At 53.1% G+C, this 17889-nt stretch carries 16 protein-coding genes; 11 read left to right on the top strand and 5 right to left on the bottom strand.

Annotated elements, in window-relative coordinates; all coding sequences use genetic code 11:
- Nucleotides 1-807, top strand: a complete 807-nt coding sequence (gene sapF / locus ACMGGE_RS04330) for a putrescine export ABC transporter ATP-binding protein SapF (protein ID WP_420293395.1) — start codon at nt 1-3, stop codon at nt 805-807.
- 148 nt (nt 808-955) lie between these two features.
- Nucleotides 956-1897, top strand: a complete 942-nt coding sequence (locus ACMGGE_RS04325) for an ATP-grasp fold amidoligase family protein (protein WP_420293394.1) — start codon at nt 956-958, stop codon at nt 1895-1897.
- Here ACMGGE_RS04325 and ACMGGE_RS04320 read toward each other — a convergent pair.
- Both ACMGGE_RS04320 and ACMGGE_RS04315 read right to left on the bottom strand, forming a co-directional pair.
- The gene (locus tag ACMGGE_RS04320) at nt 1878-2942 is read right to left on the bottom strand and encodes an ATP-binding protein (protein ID WP_420293393.1); all 1065 of its coding nucleotides are present in this window, start codon (nt 2940-2942) and stop codon (nt 1878-1880) included. The genes ACMGGE_RS04325 and ACMGGE_RS04320 overlap by 20 nt on opposite strands.
- Nucleotides 2939-3643, bottom strand: coding sequence for a response regulator (locus tag ACMGGE_RS04315; protein ID WP_063621860.1), 705 nt, complete (start codon nt 3641-3643; stop codon nt 2939-2941). The genes ACMGGE_RS04320 and ACMGGE_RS04315 overlap by 4 nt, the downstream gene beginning before the upstream one ends.
- Before the next feature lie 271 nt (nt 3644-3914).
- Here ACMGGE_RS04315 and ACMGGE_RS04310 point away from each other — a divergent pair, with 271 nt between their 5' ends.
- The 6 genes from ACMGGE_RS04310 (at nt 3915) to pdeR (ending at nt 14030) form a co-directional block, all read left to right on the top strand.
- The gene (locus ACMGGE_RS04310) at nt 3915-4301 is read left to right on the top strand and encodes a transporter (protein ID WP_196353007.1); all 387 of its coding nucleotides are present in this window, start codon (nt 3915-3917) and stop codon (nt 4299-4301) included.
- A gap of 95 nt (nt 4302-4396) precedes the next feature.
- On the top strand, nt 4397-7492 hold the full coding sequence (locus ACMGGE_RS04305) for a multidrug efflux RND transporter permease subunit (protein ID WP_395299350.1): 3096 nt from the start codon (nt 4397-4399) through the stop codon (nt 7490-7492).
- 270 nt (nt 7493-7762) lie between these two features.
- A complete protein-coding gene (fabI, locus tag ACMGGE_RS04300; RefSeq protein WP_003856831.1) occupies nt 7763-8551 on the top strand; it encodes an enoyl-ACP reductase FabI in 789 nt (262 codons plus the stop codon).
- A 154-nt stretch (nt 8552-8705) separates the two neighbouring features.
- Nucleotides 8706-9692 (top strand): CMD domain-containing protein, encoded by a 987-nt coding sequence (locus ACMGGE_RS04295; RefSeq protein ID WP_420293392.1) that lies wholly within the window; start codon nt 8706-8708, stop codon nt 9690-9692.
- Nucleotides 9693-9780: 88 nt separating this feature from the next.
- Nucleotides 9781-11715 carry an exoribonuclease II gene (locus ACMGGE_RS04290; protein WP_032647557.1) on the top strand — a complete coding sequence of 645 codons (1935 nt, stop codon included), beginning with the start codon at nt 9781-9783 and terminating at the stop codon, nt 11713-11715.
- 323 nt (nt 11716-12038) lie between these two features.
- The gene (gene pdeR, locus ACMGGE_RS04285) at nt 12039-14030 is read left to right on the top strand and encodes a cyclic di-GMP phosphodiesterase (protein ID WP_045908882.1); all 1992 of its coding nucleotides are present in this window, start codon (nt 12039-12041) and stop codon (nt 14028-14030) included.
- Here the strand turns inward: pdeR and ACMGGE_RS04280 are convergent.
- Nucleotides 14027-14896, bottom strand: a complete 870-nt coding sequence (locus ACMGGE_RS04280; protein ID WP_032674921.1) for a crotonase/enoyl-CoA hydratase family protein — start codon at nt 14894-14896, stop codon at nt 14027-14029. The two genes, pdeR and ACMGGE_RS04280, sit on opposite strands and share 4 nt — an antisense overlap.
- 193 nt (nt 14897-15089) lie before the next feature.
- Here ACMGGE_RS04280 and ACMGGE_RS04275 point away from each other — a divergent pair, with 193 nt between their 5' ends.
- The 3 genes from ACMGGE_RS04275 (at nt 15090) to osmB (ending at nt 16548) form a co-directional block, all read left to right on the top strand.
- On the top strand, nt 15090-15272 hold the full coding sequence (locus tag ACMGGE_RS04275) for a hypothetical protein (RefSeq protein WP_045908883.1): 183 nt from the start codon (nt 15090-15092) through the stop codon (nt 15270-15272).
- Nucleotides 15273-15316: 44 nt separating this feature from the next.
- A complete protein-coding gene (locus ACMGGE_RS04270) occupies nt 15317-16069 on the top strand; it encodes a DNA-binding transcriptional regulator YciT (RefSeq protein ID WP_045908884.1) in 753 nt (250 codons plus the stop codon).
- 260 nt (nt 16070-16329) lie between these two features.
- A complete protein-coding gene (gene osmB / locus ACMGGE_RS04265) occupies nt 16330-16548 on the top strand; it encodes an osmotically-inducible lipoprotein OsmB (RefSeq protein ID WP_008501216.1) in 219 nt (72 codons plus the stop codon).
- A 105-nt stretch (nt 16549-16653) separates the two neighbouring features.
- On the opposite strand, the gene yciH is transcribed toward osmB, so the two are convergent.
- Nucleotides 16654-16980 carry a stress response translation initiation inhibitor YciH gene (gene yciH / locus ACMGGE_RS04260; RefSeq protein ID WP_045908885.1) on the bottom strand — a complete coding sequence of 109 codons (327 nt, stop codon included), beginning with the start codon at nt 16978-16980 and terminating at the stop codon, nt 16654-16656.
- Nucleotides 16980-17717, bottom strand: a complete 738-nt coding sequence (gene pyrF, locus ACMGGE_RS04255; RefSeq protein WP_420293391.1) for an orotidine-5'-phosphate decarboxylase — start codon at nt 17715-17717, stop codon at nt 16980-16982. The genes yciH and pyrF overlap by 1 nt, the downstream gene beginning before the upstream one ends.
- Nucleotides 17718-17889: the final 172 nt, after the last annotated feature.

Raw genomic sequence — 17889 nt, 5'->3', positions numbered from 1 at the left:
ATGGTCGAAACCTTGCTTGAAGTCCGCAACCTGAGTAAGACCTTTCGCTACCGCACAGGGCTGTTTCATCGTCAAACTGTCGACGCGGTAAAACCGCTCAGCTTTACCCTGCGTGAAAAACAGACCCTGGCGATCATCGGCGAGAACGGTTCCGGGAAATCAACCCTGGCGAAAATGCTTGCTGGCATGGTTGAACCCACGGCTGGCGAAGTATTGATTGACGATCACCCTCTGGCGTTCGGGGATTACTCTTTCCGCAGCCAGCGCATCCGCATGATCTTCCAGGATCCGTCGACCTCGCTCAACCCACGCCAGCGCATTTCGCAGATCCTCGATTTTCCGCTGCGTCTGAACACCGACCTGGAGCCCGAGGCGCGCCGCAAGCGTATCTTCGAAACCCTGCGCATGGTTGGGCTGTTACCGGACCACGAAAGCTACTACCCGCACATGCTGGCCCCCGGCCAGAAACAGCGCCTGGGTCTGGCGCGTGCGTTGATTTTGCGCCCGAAAGTGATCATTGCTGACGAAGCGCTTGCCTCGCTGGATATGTCGATGCGTTCGCAGCTGATTAACCTGATGCTGGAGCTGCAGGAAAAACAGGGCATCTCGTATATCTACGTCACTCAGCATCTGGGGATGATGAAACACATCAGCGATCAGGTGATGGTTATGCACCAGGGTGAAGTGGTCGAGCGCGGCAGCACGGCGGATGTGATGGCCTCCCCGCTTCACGAGCTGACAAAACGGCTGATTGCCGGTCATTTCGGTGAAGCACTGACAGCCGATGCGTGGCGCAAAGACCGGTAAACAAACGTTGCAACGCTTAATAAGGATTAAATAGCCTTAACACGCTGTTTAATCCTTAACTTTTTCATCTCCACAGCTGCTCCATATTCTCAGCAAAATACATCAACAGTTCTTCTCCAGAATATCCGGACATTACGGAGGAGAAGAAATGAACAACGCCACTTACGTTCTCAAATATACCGAGTACCTCATCAGAAAATGTCGTTCATTTTTAATGACAGACCTGTACTTTCATACTGTGAGGCTCAAGAAAAAATCGGGGAAGCATCCTGACATTAAATCCCCCACGACGTTGAGTGAAAAAATATGTCATCGTCTGGTTTATGACCACAATAACGTCTATACCCTGCTTGCCGATAAACTCGCCGTTCGGGAATACGTAATCTCCAGAACAACGCGAGTCAAAACGGTGCCATTACTCGGCGTCTACAGTAAGGTGTCCCAGATTGATTTTTCGACGCTCCCTGAAAAATTCGTCCTTAAGTGCAACCATGACAGTGGCAGCACAATAATATGTACGAACAAAGCGCAATTTAACGTCAGGGAAGCGTGTAAAAAACTCAGTCTCGCGTTAAAGAAAAATATGTACTACACCACGCGCGAATGGCAGTACAAAAACATTACGCCAAAAATACTTTGCGAACCGTTTGTCGATCTCTTTGATGATGCAGACAGGAACACAGCCCCCGAAATGCTGAGGATCCATTGCTTTCATGGCGTTGCCCACTATGTTGAAGCGGATTTTACGGATGACAGCGGAAAAGGTTTCATCAACGTTTACGACAGGTACTGGAACTTACAACCCTTTCAGATGGAATATCCGAATACACCGTTGGCGCCAGGCGAACCGGCCTTGTTCCGACAAGCGTTGCTGGCATCCCAGGAGCTGGCGGATGGCATTGACTACTGCCGCGTTGACCTCATGCTAAAAAATGATGAAATCTATTTCAGTGAAATAACCTTAAGCCCGAGACGCGGTAAACTGTCGATTACCCCGCAGGAATGGGATGCTAAGCTAGGAAAAATATGGCATTTACCGCCGGCAGGCACATTTGACCTGCCGCTGACGCTCACGAGTCGGGCCAGGTGAGTTTAAATATTGAGTGGTTTTGCGTTGATAAGGTATAGGTAACATCGCCACCATGCGCCAGCATGATGGCTTTTACCACCGACAAACCCAAACCACAGCCTTCCGGGTTCAACTGTCTGGCGCCGTTATCGCGCTGAAAGGGCTGAAACAGGAAGTCATGAAACTCCCTGGGAATACCCGGTCCCCCATCCTGAATCAGGATAAAATTGCCTTTATCCGAAACACCATTTTTTACCGTGAGCTTGCGCGAAGTGGAATAGTGTAAGGCATTGTCAAATAAAACGGTCAGACACTGATTGATGCGTAAGGGATCGCATACGCACTGCTGCTCCCTCAGTTCAGTATGGACGGTAAATGCCTTACGGTTGAACTCGGGCATGAAGGTATCGAGCGCGTCCTGTATTGTCCCTTTCAGATCCGTTCTGGCCTGGTATAACGTGTATCCTGCCCCGCCATCCGAACTGATAACCCGGAGATCTTCAATCAGACGGGTTAATCCTTCCGTCTGTTTGAGGAGGTTACTAAACAGCACCGGGTCCGGGGTAAACACCCCGTCAACCAGCCCCTGAAGCCTTCCGCGTAAAATGGTGACCGGGGTTCTGAGTTCATGCGCAATCGCAGCATTCCAGGATTTCCGCTGGATATCCAGCGTTTGCAGCTTTTCTGCCATTTCATTGAAATCCGTAACCAGGTGATTGATCTCTCCCAGCCGGGAACTGGCACAGAATGCCCTGGCGTCCAGATCGCCCTGAGAAATTTTTTTCAGGCTGGACGCGACCGCGTTTAGCGGGGTGAGTATTCGCGATGAAAGTTTGACCGTAAAGAATACGGCAATGATCAGGCTGATCGTTGTCGCGGTCCCAATCCATACCCAGTCCCACATCGTCATCTGCTCGTCATCGCCCGCAGCAGGGCCGCCGGGAAGATGATCCAGAATAAAGGAGTAGAAAAACCAGGAGCCCAGTATAGCGATGGCAATTATCGTAAACGTCAGCAACAGCATATACGTTAAGATCTGACGACTCAGGACAGACTCTTTATTCATTTTTTTTCCCCAAGCCGGTAACCCATGCCCCTGATGCTCTCGGGAACGCCATAAAGACCGGCCAGCTCCAGTTTTTTTCGCAGCTTGCTCATATGGCTGTCGACGGTTCTGTCGAGCGTATCGCCTTCCGGCAAACACGCGTTGAGCAACTCTTCACGGGAACAGACCTTGCGCGGATACCGCACCAGGTAAGAAAGCAATTTAAATTCGGTCGTCGTTAAGACCGGGGAGATAACCTCGGGCCCCGCAGTAACCTCCACGTAGAAATCATCCGGATAGACCGTAATGAATGGCGTTCTGAGCGGCATGGCCCCCGCCTGCTGAAGCGCAGGCTTTGTTCTACGCAGCACCGCCTCAACCCGTGCGACAACTTCCGAAGGGTTGAAGGGTTTGATGACGTAATCATCCGCGCCGAGCCTCAGACCCATAAGTTTATCGACGTCCTGATCGAGAGCGGAAACCATAATGACGGGGACAGTACTTTCATGGCGGAGCGTGGTAAGCACGCTCCAGCCGTCACACACGGGCAGGTGAATATCCAGCAAGATGAGATCCGGTTTATGGAGGCGATTGAGCGTTATCGCCTGCTCGCCCTGCCTGGCCCTGAGCGTTTTCATTCCCGAACGCTCTAAGTAGCTCATCAGTATATCGGCGATTTCGTCTTCATCTTCAACAACAAGGATCAGCGTATTTTTGTTCATATTATCTCCGCGGGTGAAATCCCTTTAAGCACGCTATCAGATATCTTGAGCACAATAAGACACAGCCTCCGGGAAAAAGTGCCGTAGTCACGAAAATTTCCCGGGTGGTTTAAATGCCCGGTTATTTCTCCACACAGCCTACACATTCAGTCAATAAAGACTCGACAATGTCCGTTCAAAATCGCTAATGAGGCATAACGCGTTGTGCATTGCGCGCTGCAAATTACCACTGTTTCTTAAAGATTTTATGAAGTTGGCTGAAATAATGAACATGGAATTTTCCAAATATTTTTCTCCTAAAAAACTGGGTATATATTCCCTGTTTCTGCTGCTGTCGTGGGGATTACTTTATACCTGGCTGGTGCTGGTACACAGAATGGATGAGAAAGTCGCCTCGACGCTGCTCTCTTCACCCCTTATCTATGGCTGCATCGCATTGTCAGTGGTTTTTCTGGTCATACAAAATAAAGCCGGCGCGTTCATTGAGCTACTTATCATCGCCTTCTGGCTGATGGTGATTTTTGTTTATCTCATTATTACGTTCACCGTGCTGTTAAACGCGATGCCCGATATTGAGGATCTGATCTTTTACTATGAATGTTATTTGATCATTTTTTTTGGTGGAGCACCGCTGTACCTCATTATGAGAATGATCTGAGCCCTTGCTCCACACGGCCTCCATAAACCGCCCACTTCCGCTAAACAGGTGCGCGGTAGAGTCTCTGCCTCACTCTTTTGCACAAAAATAACCCAATGCCTCATTTTTTTATCGAACGTCCCATTTTCGCCTGGGTTGTGGCGCTGTTTATCGTCCTGACGGGTCTCCTGTCTATTCCTCGTTTGCCAGTTGCGCAGTATCCGGCGGTGGCTCCGCCAGGCATCATTATTTCCGTCAGTTACCCGGGGGCCAGCCCCGATATCATGAATACGTCGGTGATATCGTTAATCGAACGCGAAATCTCTGGCGTAGATAATTTGCTCTACTTCGAATCATCCAGCGACACAACCGGTTCGGCATCGATTACCGTCACGTTTAAACCCGGCACGGACATCAAGCTTGCACAGATGGATCTGCAGAATCAGATTAAGATCGTCGAGCCTCGTCTTCCTCAGGCGGTAAGACAAAACGGCATTAACGTCGAGGCCGCTAATTCTGGATTTTTAATGATGGTGGGGCTGAAGTCCACCAGCGGTCAATTCGAGGAAGCCGACTTAAGCGACTATTTTGCCCGAAACGTCAGTGACGAGCTTCGTCGCGTGCCCGGCGTAGGGAAAGTTCAGCTGTTTGGCGGCGAAAAAGCGCTGCGTATCTGGCTGGATCCGATGAAGCTCCACAGCTACGGCCTTTCGGTGAGCGATGTGCTTACTGCTGTTGGCCAGCAAAATGCCCTGGTTTCACCCGGCAAAACGGGAGATGAGCCAGCATCTGCGGGACAAGGCGTAACATATCCCATCACCGTGAAGGGGCAACTCACTTCGGTAGAGGCGTTCAGAAACATTACCCTGAAATCAGATGCATCGGGCGCGAGGCTGAAACTGTCCGACGTCGCGCGCGTTGAGTCCGGCCTGCAAAGTTACGCTTTCGGTATCCGCGAAAATGGCGTGCCCGCAACGGCTGCGGCAATCCAGCTCTCGCCGGGTGCCAACGCAATGAGTACGGCTTCAGGCGTACGCGCGCGCATCGACGAGCTTTCCCAGGTATTACCGGAAGGAATGACGTTTACGGTTCCCTTCGATACCGCGCCGTTTGTGAAACTGTCTATCATGAAGGTGGTTCAGACCTTTGTAGAAGCGATGGTCCTGGTCTTCCTGGTGATGCTTCTGTTTCTGCATAAGATACGCTGTACGCTTATCCCGGCGATTGTTGCTCCCGTCGCACTTCTTGGCACCTTCACGGTGATGTTATTGAGCGGATACTCCATCAATATTCTGACGATGTTCGGCATGGTGCTGGCGATAGGGATTATCGTTGATGATGCCATTGTGGTTGTGGAGAACGTCGAACGACTGATGGCGGAAAAAAGCCTCTCGCCACGGGACGCTACCCGGCAGGCCATGCAGGAGATCACCCCGGCGATTATCGGGATCACGCTGGTGCTCACTGCCGTCTTTATCCCCATGGGGTTTGCTGAGGGTTCGGTCGGGATTATCTATCGACAATTTTGTATTTCTATGGCGGTCTCCATACTGCTGTCCGCGTTTCTAGCCCTGACACTGACGCCTGCCCTGTGCGCAACGTTACTCAAGCCGCACAAGGCAGGAAAGAGCGGAAGTGGAAGGTTCGCGGCCAGGTTTAACGCGCGCTTCCGTTTGCTCACCGTCTGTTACGAAGCCGGGCTGGGTGCCGTTCTGAAGCGAACCGGGCGTATGCTGCTCCTGTACGTTGCGCTTTGTACGGCGCTATTTGTTGGATTGTCTTCGTTACCGTCGTCTTTTCTGCCGGACGAAGATCAGGGCTATTTTATGTCCTCTATCCAGCTGCCTTCTGACGCCACGATGCAGCGCACCCTCAACGTGGTTAAAAAATTTGAAGCGGAAATTGCGGCCCGGCCGGACATAGAAAGCAACATTATGATCCTGGGGTTTGGCTTTTCAGGTTCAGGACCGAATTCGGCCATGGCCTTCACCACGCTGAAGGACTGGAAAAATCGGCAGGGCTCGACGGCTCAGGATGAAGCCGACCACATACAGGCCAGCATGACGAACGTCACTGATGCCGTCACAATGAGCCTGCTCCCGCCGGCCATTTCGGATATGGGCACCTCCTCGGGCTTCACCTGGTACGTTCAGGACAGAGCGGGAGCGGGCTATGAGGCTCTGAAGAGGGCCGCCGACGCGCTGGTTCTGCAGGCTAATCAACGCCCTGAACTCAGTGATGTCTATATAGACGGTCTGCCAGAAGGAACCAGCCTTGCGCTCCTGGTTGACCGGGAAAAGGCGGAAGCGATGGGCGTCTCATTCGATGAAATCAACCAGACGCTTTCCGTCACCCTGGGCTCAAATTACGTCAACGACTATACGAATAACGGCCGCGTTCAACAGGTGATTATGCAGGCCGATGCCCCCTACCGAATGCAGCCTGAACAGATACTGAAACTATCAGTGAAAAACCGGATGGGTGAGATGGTGCCGGTATCAACGTTTGCGACGATCTCCTGGAACGTTGCGCCGCAGCAGTTGACGCGCTACCAGGGTTATTCTGCTATACGGATTACCGGAAGTGCGGCGTCAGGCGTATCCAGCGGCACCGCAATGAAGATCATGGAGGGTTTGTCCAGGAGCCTGCCTCAGGGCATGGCGGGTGAATGGGCCGGGAGTTCGTTGCAGGAGAAAAAATCGGAATCGCAGCTTCCGGGCCTGATCGCCCTGTCGATACTGGTCGTGTTTATGGTGCTCGCCGCCCTGTATGAGAGCTGGTCTATTCCTTTTGCGGTCATGCTGGTTGTTCCACTGGGCCTTATCGGGGCGGTGATAGCGGTGTTTGTTGCCGGCATGACCAATGACGTGTTCTTTAAGGTCGGTCTGATTACGCTTATCGGCCTGTCGGCCAAGAACGCCATTCTGATTGTGGAGTTTGCCAGGCAGCTGCATCGCGAAGGGCAACCCCTGCTGGCGGCGACCATTCATGCCGCCAGTCAGCGCCTGCGCCCCATTCTGATGACATCGTTAGCCTTTACCTTAGGGGTTGTTCCTCTGATGCTGGCCAGTGGTGCAAGCGACAGTACGCAGCATGCCATCGGTACCGGCGTGTTTGGCGGCATGATTAGCGGTACGCTTCTCGCGATCTTCTTCGTACCGGTTTTCTTTATCGTTATTGCGCGCTTCATCGGCAACATCAGGAAAGCGTGAACGCCCTTGCGGGATCGCGCCTCCTCGCTGGTTGGATGAGGCGAAGCTGTTGCCGGGTGATATACTGGACGAATGCTGAAATTTCGCGCCCCCGCGTGTCAGCGACGCATTCTTCGGGACATGCGACTTCGGAGAAGTGCGAGAAATATCGTGACACAAGGGGCTGTGAGTGGGCTATAATTTCGAGCTAATTTCGAATGATTTTGAAATACTGCCTGTAACGCTATGAATTACAAGGCAAAATAAGCAATGAATATAAGGATTAAAGCTATGGGTTTTCTTTCCGGTAAGCGCATTCTGGTGACTGGCGTTGCCAGCAAACTGTCCATCGCATACGGCATCGCACAGGCAATGCATCGCGAAGGCGCTGAGCTGGCGTTCACCTACCAGAACGACAAGCTGAAAGGCCGTGTTGAAGAGTTTGCCGCGCAGCTGGGTTCCAGCATTGTTCTGGAATGTGACGTTGCACAAGACGAAAGCATCGACGGCATGTTTGCTGAACTGGCAAAAGCATGGCCGAAATTCGACGGTTTCGTTCACTCCATCGGCTTCGCTCCTGGCGACCAGCTGGACGGCGACTACGTGAACGCGGTAACCCGTGATGGCTTCAAAATCGCGCACGACATCAGCTCCTACAGCTTCGTTGCGATGGCGAAATCCTGCCGCGCGATGCTGAACCCGGGCGCAGCCCTGCTGACCCTGTCCTACCTGGGCGCTGAACGTGCTATCCCTAACTACAACGTTATGGGTCTGGCTAAAGCGTCTCTGGAAGCCAACGTACGCTACATGGCGAACGCAATGGGTCCTGAAGGCGTGCGTGTTAACGCCATCTCTGCGGGTCCTATCCGCACCCTGGCCGCTTCCGGTATTAAAGATTTCCGTAAAATGCTGGCACACTGCGAAGCGGTTACCCCGATTCGTCGTACTGTTACCATTGAAGATGTGGGTAACTCTGCAGCATTCCTGTGCTCTGACCTTTCCGCAGGTATCTCCGGCGAAGTGGTTCACGTTGACGGCGGCTTCAACATCGCTGCAATGAACGAGCTGGAAATTAAATAAGCTGTGACTCTCTTCCCGCCCGGGAAGAGAGTATTTTCCCCCGCGTCACCCCTTCGTTATTCCGTTCTGCTATTTGTTATCACCTAACAATATTTTTCCCTTTATCTGCCTTACGCCAGGATATTGATCGCCATTTTGAGATCAAGGAACGCACATGGAACAACGCCGTTTTTCCGGCAAAGGCCACTGGTATCATGAAACCCAGTCAAACCACGCGCAGACGGATGTTCTGCCCCTGGTGCCCGAAGCCGCTAACGTCGACGATCGTTTTTTGCTCGATTTAGCCCTGCCTGATGAGATTGTCGCCGCCTGTTCTGGCTGGCTTACTCCTGCCAGAGCCTTATGCCACAAGCTGTTTCCACTCTCAATTCCCGTGAACCGACTGCATACGCTCAGCGCTTACGATCGGCTCAGTACCGCGTTAACGGTCGCACAGGCCTGCGGCGTTCAGCGGCTCTGTAACCACTACGCCGCCCTCCTCGCCCCGCTTCCCGGCCCGGACTCCTCGCGCGAAAGCAACCGCCGCCTGGCGCAAATCACCCAGTATGCCCGCCAGCTCGCCAGCTCACCTGATGTCATTGATGATAAAGCCCGGAACCAGCTTGATGAGGTGGGCCTGTCCACGTACGACATCGTGGTGATTAACCAGATTATCGGCTTTATCGGTTTTCAGGCGCGCGTGGTCGCGATTTTTCAGGCCCTGTTGGGACATCCTGTTCGCTGGTTGCCGGGGCACCATATTCAGCCGCACACGCTTCCCGCGAGCCACGATGCGTGGATGCCGCTTTTACCCGTCGTCGAGCTGCGCTACGCGAATGCGCATCAGCTGGAGTCCCTGTCCCGCTGGCAGGCAGAACCCGCGCTCGAGGCGTTGACGCCGGTGCTTTGTCATGAGCCGACGCTGCTCGACCTGACCGGAGAAATCCTGTTAAACAGCCGCGCGGAGATCCCGCAGACCTCCCCCGCACTTTCGGCAGCGGTCGAACTGCTGACCCGCTCTCCGGACCGCTTCAGCGCCGCGCAGTTTACCCCGCTCACGGATCAAGGACTCCAGGGCGAATATGCCATCACGCTGCTTACCCAAAGTGCGTTTGATGGCTGGCTCAATCGTCTGAAAGTGGCGTTTGGTAAAGAGGAATAACCACACTCATTACCCAAAGACCGCTTGCTGAGACAGTGAGAATCGCGTAAAACTGTCAGCCGCTCAATGGCTACGAAAATAGAACATTATGTTTCAGGACAACCCGCTGCTAGCGCAGCTTAAACAGCAACTGCATTCCCAGACGCCGCGTGCAGAAGGGGTCGTAAAAGCCACGGAAAAGGGCTTTGGCTTCCTTGAAGTTGACGCGCAGAAAAGCTACTTCATTCCGCCACCGCAGATGAAGAAAGTGATGCATGGCGATCGCGTCATGGCCGTCATTCATACCGAGAAGGATCGCGAGTCCGCCGAACCGGAAGAACTGATCGAACCGTTCCTGACCCGTTTTGTGGGTAAGGTGCAGCGAAAAGACGATCGCCTTTCTATCGTGCCGGATCATCCTCTGCTGAAAGATGCCATTCCCTGCCGCGCCGCCCGTGGTGTTGAGCATGATTTTAAAGAAGGTGACTGGGCCGTAGCAGAAATGCGCCGTCATCCTCTGAAAGGCGATCGCGGTTTTTATGCGGAACTGACCCAGTTCATTACCTTTGGCGCCGATCATTTCGTGCCATGGTGGGTCACGCTGGCACGCCACAATCTTGAAAAAGAAGCGCCGAACGGCGTGGCAACCGAGATGCAGGACGAAGGTCTGACGCGTCGCGATCTTACCGCGCTGGAGTTTGTCACCATCGACAGCGCCAGCACCGAAGATATGGACGATGCGCTGTACGCTGAAGAGAGTGCCGACGGTAAACTGCACCTGACCGTTGCCATTGCCGATCCCACCGCCTGGATTGTTGAAGGCAGCAAGCTTGACGAAACGGCGAAAATCCGTGCGTTCACGAACTACCTGCCGGGCTTCAACATCCCAATGCTGCCGCGTGAACTGTCAGACGATCTCTGCTCGCTGCGTCCGAATGAAGTGCGTCCGGTCCTTGCCTGCCGCATGACCATTGCTGCGGATGGCGCGATTGAAGACGATATCGAGTTCTTTGCCGCCACCATCGAGTCGAAAGCCAAGCTGGCCTACGATAACGTCTCCGACTGGCTGGAAAATACCGGTAGCTGGAAACCTGAATCAGACGCCATTGCCGCGCAGATCCGTCTGCTGCATCGCATCTGTCTGAACCGCGGCGAGTGGCGTCAAACCCATGCGCTGGTGTTCAAAGATCGCCCGGATTATCGCTTTGTTCTGGGTGAGAAAGGCGAAGTGCTGGATATCGTGGCCGAACCGCGACGCATTGCGAACCGCATCGTTGAAGAGGCGATGATCTCCGCCAACATCTGTGCCGCACGCGTGCTGCGCGACAAGCTGGGCTTTGGTATTTACAACGTCCATACCGGCTTTGATCCAGCGAATACCGAAGCGCTGGCAGCCCTGCTGAAGAATCACGACGTGCACGTCGATCCGGAAGAAGTGCTCACGCTGCCGGGCTTCTGCAAGCTTCGCCGCGAACTGGACGCGCAGCCATCTGGCTTCCTGGACAGCCGCATTCGTCGCTTCCAGTCCTTCGCAGAAATCAGCACCGAGCCTGGCCCGCACTTTGGTCTCGGCCTCGAAGCCTACGCGACCTGGACATCACCGATCCGTAAGTATGGCGATATGGTTAACCACCGTTTGCTGAAAGCGATTATCAAAGGCGAAACCGTTGCCCGTCCTCAGGAGGACACCACGCTGCAGATGGCCGATCGCCGTCGTCTGAACCGCATGGCGGAACGTGACGTTGGCGACTGGCTGTACGCACGCTTCCTGCAGGATAAAGCCGGTACGGATACCCGTTTCGCCGCAGAAATCATCGATATCAGCCGCGGAGGGATGCGCGTCCGTCTGGTCGATAACGGTGCTGTCGCATTTATTCCTGCGCCATTCCTGCATGCTGTGCGCGATGAAATGGTCTGTAGTCAGGAAAACGGTACGGTGCAAATTAAAGGTGAAACAGTTTACAAAGTCACCGACGTGATTGACGTCACCATTGCTGAAGTCCGTATGGAAACCCGCAGTATTATCGCGCGTCCTGTCGCCTGATAACCTGTTCAATTGTCGGTCATTTCCTTTCCGGAAGGGCCGACAATTTTTCTTTTTACCCCCGCCACAAAAGCATTATTTTTTCTTACTATTTTCAGTCTCCCTTCGCCCAAATTCGCCATAATTATCTACAGTAAAAGAGTGTTGTTATATTCGGTTACGTGAATTTTTATACGTTCAGTATCCTTTTTAACCTGACTCGTTTTATTATCAGAAATCAGGGAAAAACAATAAGTTCACTTCGGTTTTACCGCTGTTTCTCAACGGAAAAGTCGACTGCAAATGAATAATTTGTGCGCTAATGAACAGCTGCGGGAGAAAACATGATGGACGATCTGGAGCAGAATTTGCTGTTTCGCTACATGGGGACTCACAGCCCATGGTGGCGTTTGTCAGCTGACAGCAATGCTCTGCACCTTGCCGCCAGTGAAAATGCCGATGTCACTCAGGTGATTGCGCTGGACGACGATCAGGCCGATCTTATCCGTCACTTAACCGTGATTACCTCCAGCATTTCCATGACGCTCTCGTTATTCGGGGAAGACCTCCCGGTTCACCTTGTTGGGCGGAAAATTACCCGTAACGAGTGGGCCGGTACCGCTTCCGCCTGGCATGATACCCCCTCCGTGGCGCGCGACCTGGCTCAGGGGCTCTCTTTCGCGGAACAGGTCGTTTCAGAGGCTAACTCCGTGATTGTTATCCTCGATCAGAACGGCAATATTCAGCGCTTTAACCGACTGAGCGAAGAGTATACCGGCCTGAAAGAGCAGGAAGTGATTGGCCAGAACGTGTTTAAGCTGTTTATGAGCCGCAGCGAAGCGGCAGCCTCAAAGCGCAATATTTCCGGTTTCTTCCGCAACGGCAGTTCCTATGAAGTCGAGCGCTGGATCAAAACGCGTAAAGGGCAACGACTGTTTCTGTTCAGAAACAAATTCGTTCACAGCGGCAGCGGTAAAAATGAAATTTTCCTTATCTGTTCCGGTACCGATATTACCGAGGAACGCCGCGCTCAGGAACGGCTGCGCGTGCTGGCCAATACCGATACCATCACTGGCTTGCCAAACCGCAATGCAATCCATGACCTGATTTCTGACGCCATCACTCACCGCGGCGACACGCAGGTTGGCGTGGTGTATCTCGATCTGGACAACTTTAAAAAGGTCAACGACGCTTACGGGCATATGTTTGGCGATCAGCTGTTACAGGCTGTCGCGCTCGCCATTTTGAGCTGTCTGGATGAGGAACAAGTGCTGGCACGACTTGGCGGTGATGAGTTTATCGTCATGGCCACCAATACCTCTCAGGGCTCTCTGGAAGCGATGGCGTCGCGCATTTTAACCCGCCTGCGCCAGCCGTTCCGAATCGGTCTGATTGAAATTTACACCGGCTGTTCCCTGGGCATCGCCCTCGCCCCTCAGCATGGCAACGACCGGGAAAGCGTCATTCGTAACGCCGATACCGCCATGTACACCGCCAAAGAGAACGGCCGGGGCAAGTTCTGCGTCTTCTCGCCCGAGATGAACCAACGCGTGTTTGAGTATCTCTGGCTGGATACCAACCTGCGTAAAGCGCTGGATAACGATCAGCTCCTGATCCACTACCAGCCAAAAATCACCTGGCGCGGCGAGGTCAGAAGCCTGGAAGCGCTGGTCCGCTGGCAATCACCCGAACGCGGTTTGATCCCACCGCTGGAGTTTATCTCTTATGCCGAGGAGTCGGGGTTGATCGTGCCGCTGGGCCGCTGGGTGATGCTCGATGTGGTTCGCCAGGTGGCAAAATGGCGCGATAAGGGAATAAACCTGCGCGTGGCCGTGAACGTCTCTGCGCGTCAGCTGGCCGACCAGACTATCTTTAGTGACTTAAAGCAGGCGCTGAAGGATCTTAACTTTGAATACTGCCCGGTGGACGTCGAATTAACCGAAAGCTGTCTTATCGAGAACGAAGAGCTGGCGCTCTCCGTGATCCAGCAGTTCAGCAGGCTGGGGGCGCAAATTCATCTCGACGATTTTGGTACCGGCTACTCCTCCCTTTCGCAGCTGGCCCGCTTCCCTATTGACGCCATAAAACTCGATCAATCGTTTGTCAGGGATATTCATAAGCAGTCCATCTCCCAGTCACTGGTGCGCGCCATCGTCGCGGTGGCGCAGGCGTTAAACCTGCAGGTGATTGCCGAAGGGGTCGAAAATGCAAAAGAAGACGCCTTTCTGACCAAGAACGGCGTCAACGAACGGCAGGGTTTTCTGTTTGCTAAGCCGATGCCCGCTGCCGCATTCGAGCGATGGCTAAAACGATATCAGGCGCGAAAGCAGCATTAACTGGCTTTACGCAAGCCCGCCGCGTGATGGCGGTTTTGCAGCATCACCAGACGCTCCATATAGGCGATATCTTTCGGTTCAAGGCAGAAAGCCGCGTCTACCCAGTCCTCCGTGATGTCCATCAGTTCACTGCGCGGCAATTGCAGAACGCGCGTCCGGGCGCGCAGCATCGCCCTCACGCCATTCAGTTTTGGCCGTAGCGTGTCGATGAAGGTTCGGGTGGAGACATAGCTTTGTCCGGGTTCAAACAGGAGATCCACCAGGCCGTGCTGTTCGTACCATTCCGCCGTATGGGATTCCCCTTTGTAGATGAGCTCCTCTGCCAGCTTCATGCCTGAACGGCGTGCAACCAGGGAATATCCCCCCATGCCCGGAAACAGGTTAAAGGCAATTTCGGGGAAACCTAAACGGGCATCGCGCTGAGCCAGAACGAAATGGTGCGCAAGAGCGGCCTCAAACCCACCTCCTAACGCGCTGCCTTCGACCATGGCCAGTGAGATGGCCCCCGTATCAAATCCCCGTGAGGCCGCATGCACGCAATCAACGCAGGCGCGCGCATAGGCCCGTAATGCTTCACGTCGACCGTGTTGAATGCACTCAACGAAGAACTGCAGGTCACCTCCCGCGTTATACATTTCGGGAACCAGCGATCCGGTCACCCAAAAATCAACCGCAAAACCAGACTGGCGGACGAGCCATGAAAAATTCATGATCTCCTCTATCAACGCATGGTTGAAGCAAGGCCGTGGCTGAGCCCGTAACATCATCCAGACGGTATGTCGCTCCGCCTCGTAATACCCTGACAGCTGGGTGAACCGTTCAGTATCGGTAAACAGTGTACAGGTAGGCTGATTGATAACTGTCATAGTCTACTTCCTCCTATAAAAAAGCGCGTTGCGCGCAGTTTTAGACTAATGCACTCAATAAGCCCGCTGTATGAGGGGGAATAATTTTATCACTTCCGTTTATGTAATTTAGTTATTGCATTTTTTCCCTTCTCTTTTGAACCCAATTTCTGCATCATTGAAAATATTAACTTTTCGCGCCTGGGGTGAGATTATGTCTACGATTGACGCACAAGCTGTAGCACAACGAATTGATACCGTGCTGGATATCCTGGTGGCGGGCGATTATCACTCTGCTATCCGTAATCTTGAGATCCTGAAGTCTGAACTTCTTGCTCAGCATGGTGCTGACGCTGCGCCCGAAAACAGACAGCCAAAAGCGCCGTGGGAAGTTTAACGCCCACCGTTTCCGACCTCGTTTCGCTTTATTAAATGGATGCTATGAATTCCCGACAACAACTCATTTTGCAGATGGTCATCGATCAGGGACGCGTAAGCGTAGTCGATCTCGCGAAAACCACTGGCGTTTCTGAAGTCACCATCCGTCAGGATCTTAATCTGCTGGAAAAACAGAGCTACCTGCGTCGCGCGCACGGCTATGCGGTCCCGCTGGACAGTGATGACGTTGAGACGCGCATGATGAACAACTACGCGCTCAAACGTGAACTGGCGGAATTTGCTGCCTCCCTGGTGAACAACGGTGAGACCGTCTTTATTGAAAACGGCAGCAGTAATGCCCTTCTGGCGCGAACACTTGCCGATCAAAAAGACGTTACCATCATCACCGTCAGTAGCTATATCGCGCATCTGCTTAAAGAGACGCGCTGCGAGGTGATTCTGCTGGGCGGTATTTATCAGAAAAAAAGCGAAAGCATGGTTGGCCCGCTGACCCGTCAGTACGTCCAGCAGGTTCATTTCAGTAAGGCCTTTATCGGGATTGACGGCTGGCAGCCGGAGACAGGTTTTACCGGCCGGGATATGATGCGCTCTGACGTGGTCAATGCCGTACTGGAAAAAGAGTGCGAAGCCATTGTGCTCACCGACAGCTCTAAATTTGGTGCCGTTCATCCTTACACAATGGGTCCCGCTTCACGCTTTAGCCGCGTGATTACCGATGACCGTTTGAGCGAAGCGCATCGCAATAAACTCGAAGAGAGCGGTCTGATCGTCAATATTATTGAAACCAGCGCCTGATTTCCCTCCGCGCCCGAATTTCGGGCGCGCATGTTCTTTCTCTGAGATGATTCTTAACCCTGCTTTAAGAGTTTTTACCTGTATAACCTGCCCTAAAGTCGTAAAATTACTGTTAGCGATATAACAGGAAGTGACTATCACCTGCGTGATGAAGTAACGCCTGCGCGACCAGCTTTCACGGGGAAAAGAATTAAGTATTCGATTCGTCTATACTTAACGTGTACATCTTTCCGTGAATCGATAATTCAGGAGAAAGTATTATGACCTTAACCAGCAAAAAATTAGCCGCCGCTGTTCTGGCAATCACTGTAGCAATGTCCCTGAGCGCATGCTCTAACTGGTCTAAACGTGACCGTAACACCGCGATTGGTGCCGGTGCCGGTGCTCTCGGTGGTGCAGTATTAACGGATGGTAGTACGCTGGGTACATTAGGTGGCGCTGCTGTCGGTGGTATTATCGGTCACCAGGTTGGCAAATAATTATTATCTAAGCCTTCCTCGATATTGCGATATTTAAACGCATTTCTGGTCTAACATACGCACGTATATAACACGAGCCACGGCATTTGCCGTGGCTCATTTATTTTAGCCGCCTGCCAGTTTAACTTTCATGCCTTTGGCTTCCAGCAGTGATTTTATTAAATCACGTTTATCACCCTGGATTTCAATAACCCCGTCCTTTACGGCACCGCCGCAGCCACATTTCTTTTTCAGCTCGGCAGCCAGCTTAGTCAGTTCTGCATCATCCAGATCAATGCCGGAGATAAGGCAGACCCCTTTCCCCTTACGTCCGCTGGTTTGACGCTGAATCCGAACGATACCATCTCCCTTTGGACGCTCCACTTTAGCTTTCGGTTCGTCTATCCGCCCGGAATCGGTTGAGTAGACCAGGCGGCTGTTGGAATCGGTCATTACGCCCCCTTGTTCAGCGATGCATTGATAGCCTTAAGCGTCTTAGCCGGGTTTACAGACTGCGTCACCGGACGCCCGATAACCATATAGTCAACGCCTGCCGCCAGCGCCTGCTCAGGCGTCATAATGCGGCGCTGATCGCCCACGTCGCTGCCCTCAGGGCGAATCCCTGGCGTGACGAGTTTAAAATCCTGGCCCAGTGCTGATTTGAAACGTACCGCTTCCTGCGCGGAGCAGACAACACCATCCAGGCCGCACTGCTGCGTCAAACGGGCGAGACGTTCAGCATGCTCCGCAGGTGACAACGTCACGCCAAGGTCGCGTAAATCACTTTCGTCCATACTGGTCAGCACGGTGACGGCGATCAGCAACGGCGCGTCCTTACCGAACGGCAGGAGCGCCTCACGGGCGGCGGTCATCATTCTTGCCCCACCCGACGCATGGACGTTGACCATCCATACGCCCAACTCTGCGGCTGCAGCAACGGCGTGGGCCGTGGTATTCGGAATATCATGGAATTTGAGGTCGAGGAAAACGTCAAAGCCGCGCTGTTGCAGATCGCGAACGATTTGCGGTCCAAACAGCGTGAACATCTCTTTGCCAACTTTCAGACGGCAGTCGCGAGGGTCGATACCGTCGACAAACGCCAGTGCAGCGTCACGCTTATTGTAATCAAGCGCAACAACAACAGGAGAATCCGTAATTACGCGGGAAGTGGAGGATGTAACAGACGTCATGACCAGCCCTTTTCGTCTATGGGCGCGCAGCGGCGCGGAACAGATAAACGGCCAGCATTCTACCTGCCGCCGCCGCAAATTGACAGAAGCCATTTATGTCCCTGCCAGGCTGGCAAACCGCACGGTGTTGAGTAAGTGCTAAAAGCTATCAGTATGTTGTAACTAAAATGAA

This window comes from Enterobacter sp. BNK-22, assembly GCF_048684805.1.
In the GTDB taxonomy this organism is placed as follows: domain Bacteria; phylum Pseudomonadota; class Gammaproteobacteria; order Enterobacterales; family Enterobacteriaceae; genus Enterobacter; species Enterobacter quasiroggenkampii.
This window is presented reverse-complemented; position numbering and strand designations above follow the sequence as displayed.

What these genes read in the sequence shown, in the direction of transcription:
- sapF (WP_420293395.1), top strand. Translation starts at nt 1, where the DNA reads ATGGTCGAAACCTTGCTTGAAGTCCGCAACCTGAGTAAGACCTTTCGC.
- ACMGGE_RS04325 (WP_420293394.1), top strand. Translation starts at nt 956, where the DNA reads ATGAACAACGCCACTTACGTTCTCAAATATACCGAGTACCTCATCAGA.
- ACMGGE_RS04320 (WP_420293393.1), bottom strand. Translation starts at nt 2,942, where the DNA reads ATGAATAAAGAGTCTGTCCTGAGTCGTCAGATCTTAACGTATATGCTG.
- ACMGGE_RS04315 (WP_063621860.1), bottom strand. Translation starts at nt 3,643, where the DNA reads ATGAACAAAAATACGCTGATCCTTGTTGTTGAAGATGAAGACGAAATC.
- ACMGGE_RS04310 (WP_196353007.1), top strand. Translation starts at nt 3,915, where the DNA reads ATGGAATTTTCCAAATATTTTTCTCCTAAAAAACTGGGTATATATTCC.
- ACMGGE_RS04305 (WP_395299350.1), top strand. Translation starts at nt 4,397, where the DNA reads ATGCCTCATTTTTTTATCGAACGTCCCATTTTCGCCTGGGTTGTGGCG.
- fabI (WP_003856831.1), top strand. Translation starts at nt 7,763, where the DNA reads ATGGGTTTTCTTTCCGGTAAGCGCATTCTGGTGACTGGCGTTGCCAGC.
- ACMGGE_RS04295 (WP_420293392.1), top strand. Translation starts at nt 8,706, where the DNA reads ATGGAACAACGCCGTTTTTCCGGCAAAGGCCACTGGTATCATGAAACC.
- ACMGGE_RS04290 (WP_032647557.1), top strand. Translation starts at nt 9,781, where the DNA reads ATGTTTCAGGACAACCCGCTGCTAGCGCAGCTTAAACAGCAACTGCAT.
- pdeR (WP_045908882.1), top strand. Translation starts at nt 12,039, where the DNA reads ATGATGGACGATCTGGAGCAGAATTTGCTGTTTCGCTACATGGGGACT.
- ACMGGE_RS04280 (WP_032674921.1), bottom strand. Translation starts at nt 14,896, where the DNA reads ATGACAGTTATCAATCAGCCTACCTGTACACTGTTTACCGATACTGAA.
- ACMGGE_RS04275 (WP_045908883.1), top strand. Translation starts at nt 15,090, where the DNA reads ATGTCTACGATTGACGCACAAGCTGTAGCACAACGAATTGATACCGTG.
- ACMGGE_RS04270 (WP_045908884.1), top strand. Translation starts at nt 15,317, where the DNA reads ATGAATTCCCGACAACAACTCATTTTGCAGATGGTCATCGATCAGGGA.
- osmB (WP_008501216.1), top strand. Translation starts at nt 16,330, where the DNA reads ATGACCTTAACCAGCAAAAAATTAGCCGCCGCTGTTCTGGCAATCACT.
- yciH (WP_045908885.1), bottom strand. Translation starts at nt 16,980, where the DNA reads ATGACCGATTCCAACAGCCGCCTGGTCTACTCAACCGATTCCGGGCGG.
- pyrF (WP_420293391.1), bottom strand. Translation starts at nt 17,717, where the DNA reads ATGACGTCTGTTACATCCTCCACTTCCCGCGTAATTACGGATTCTCCT.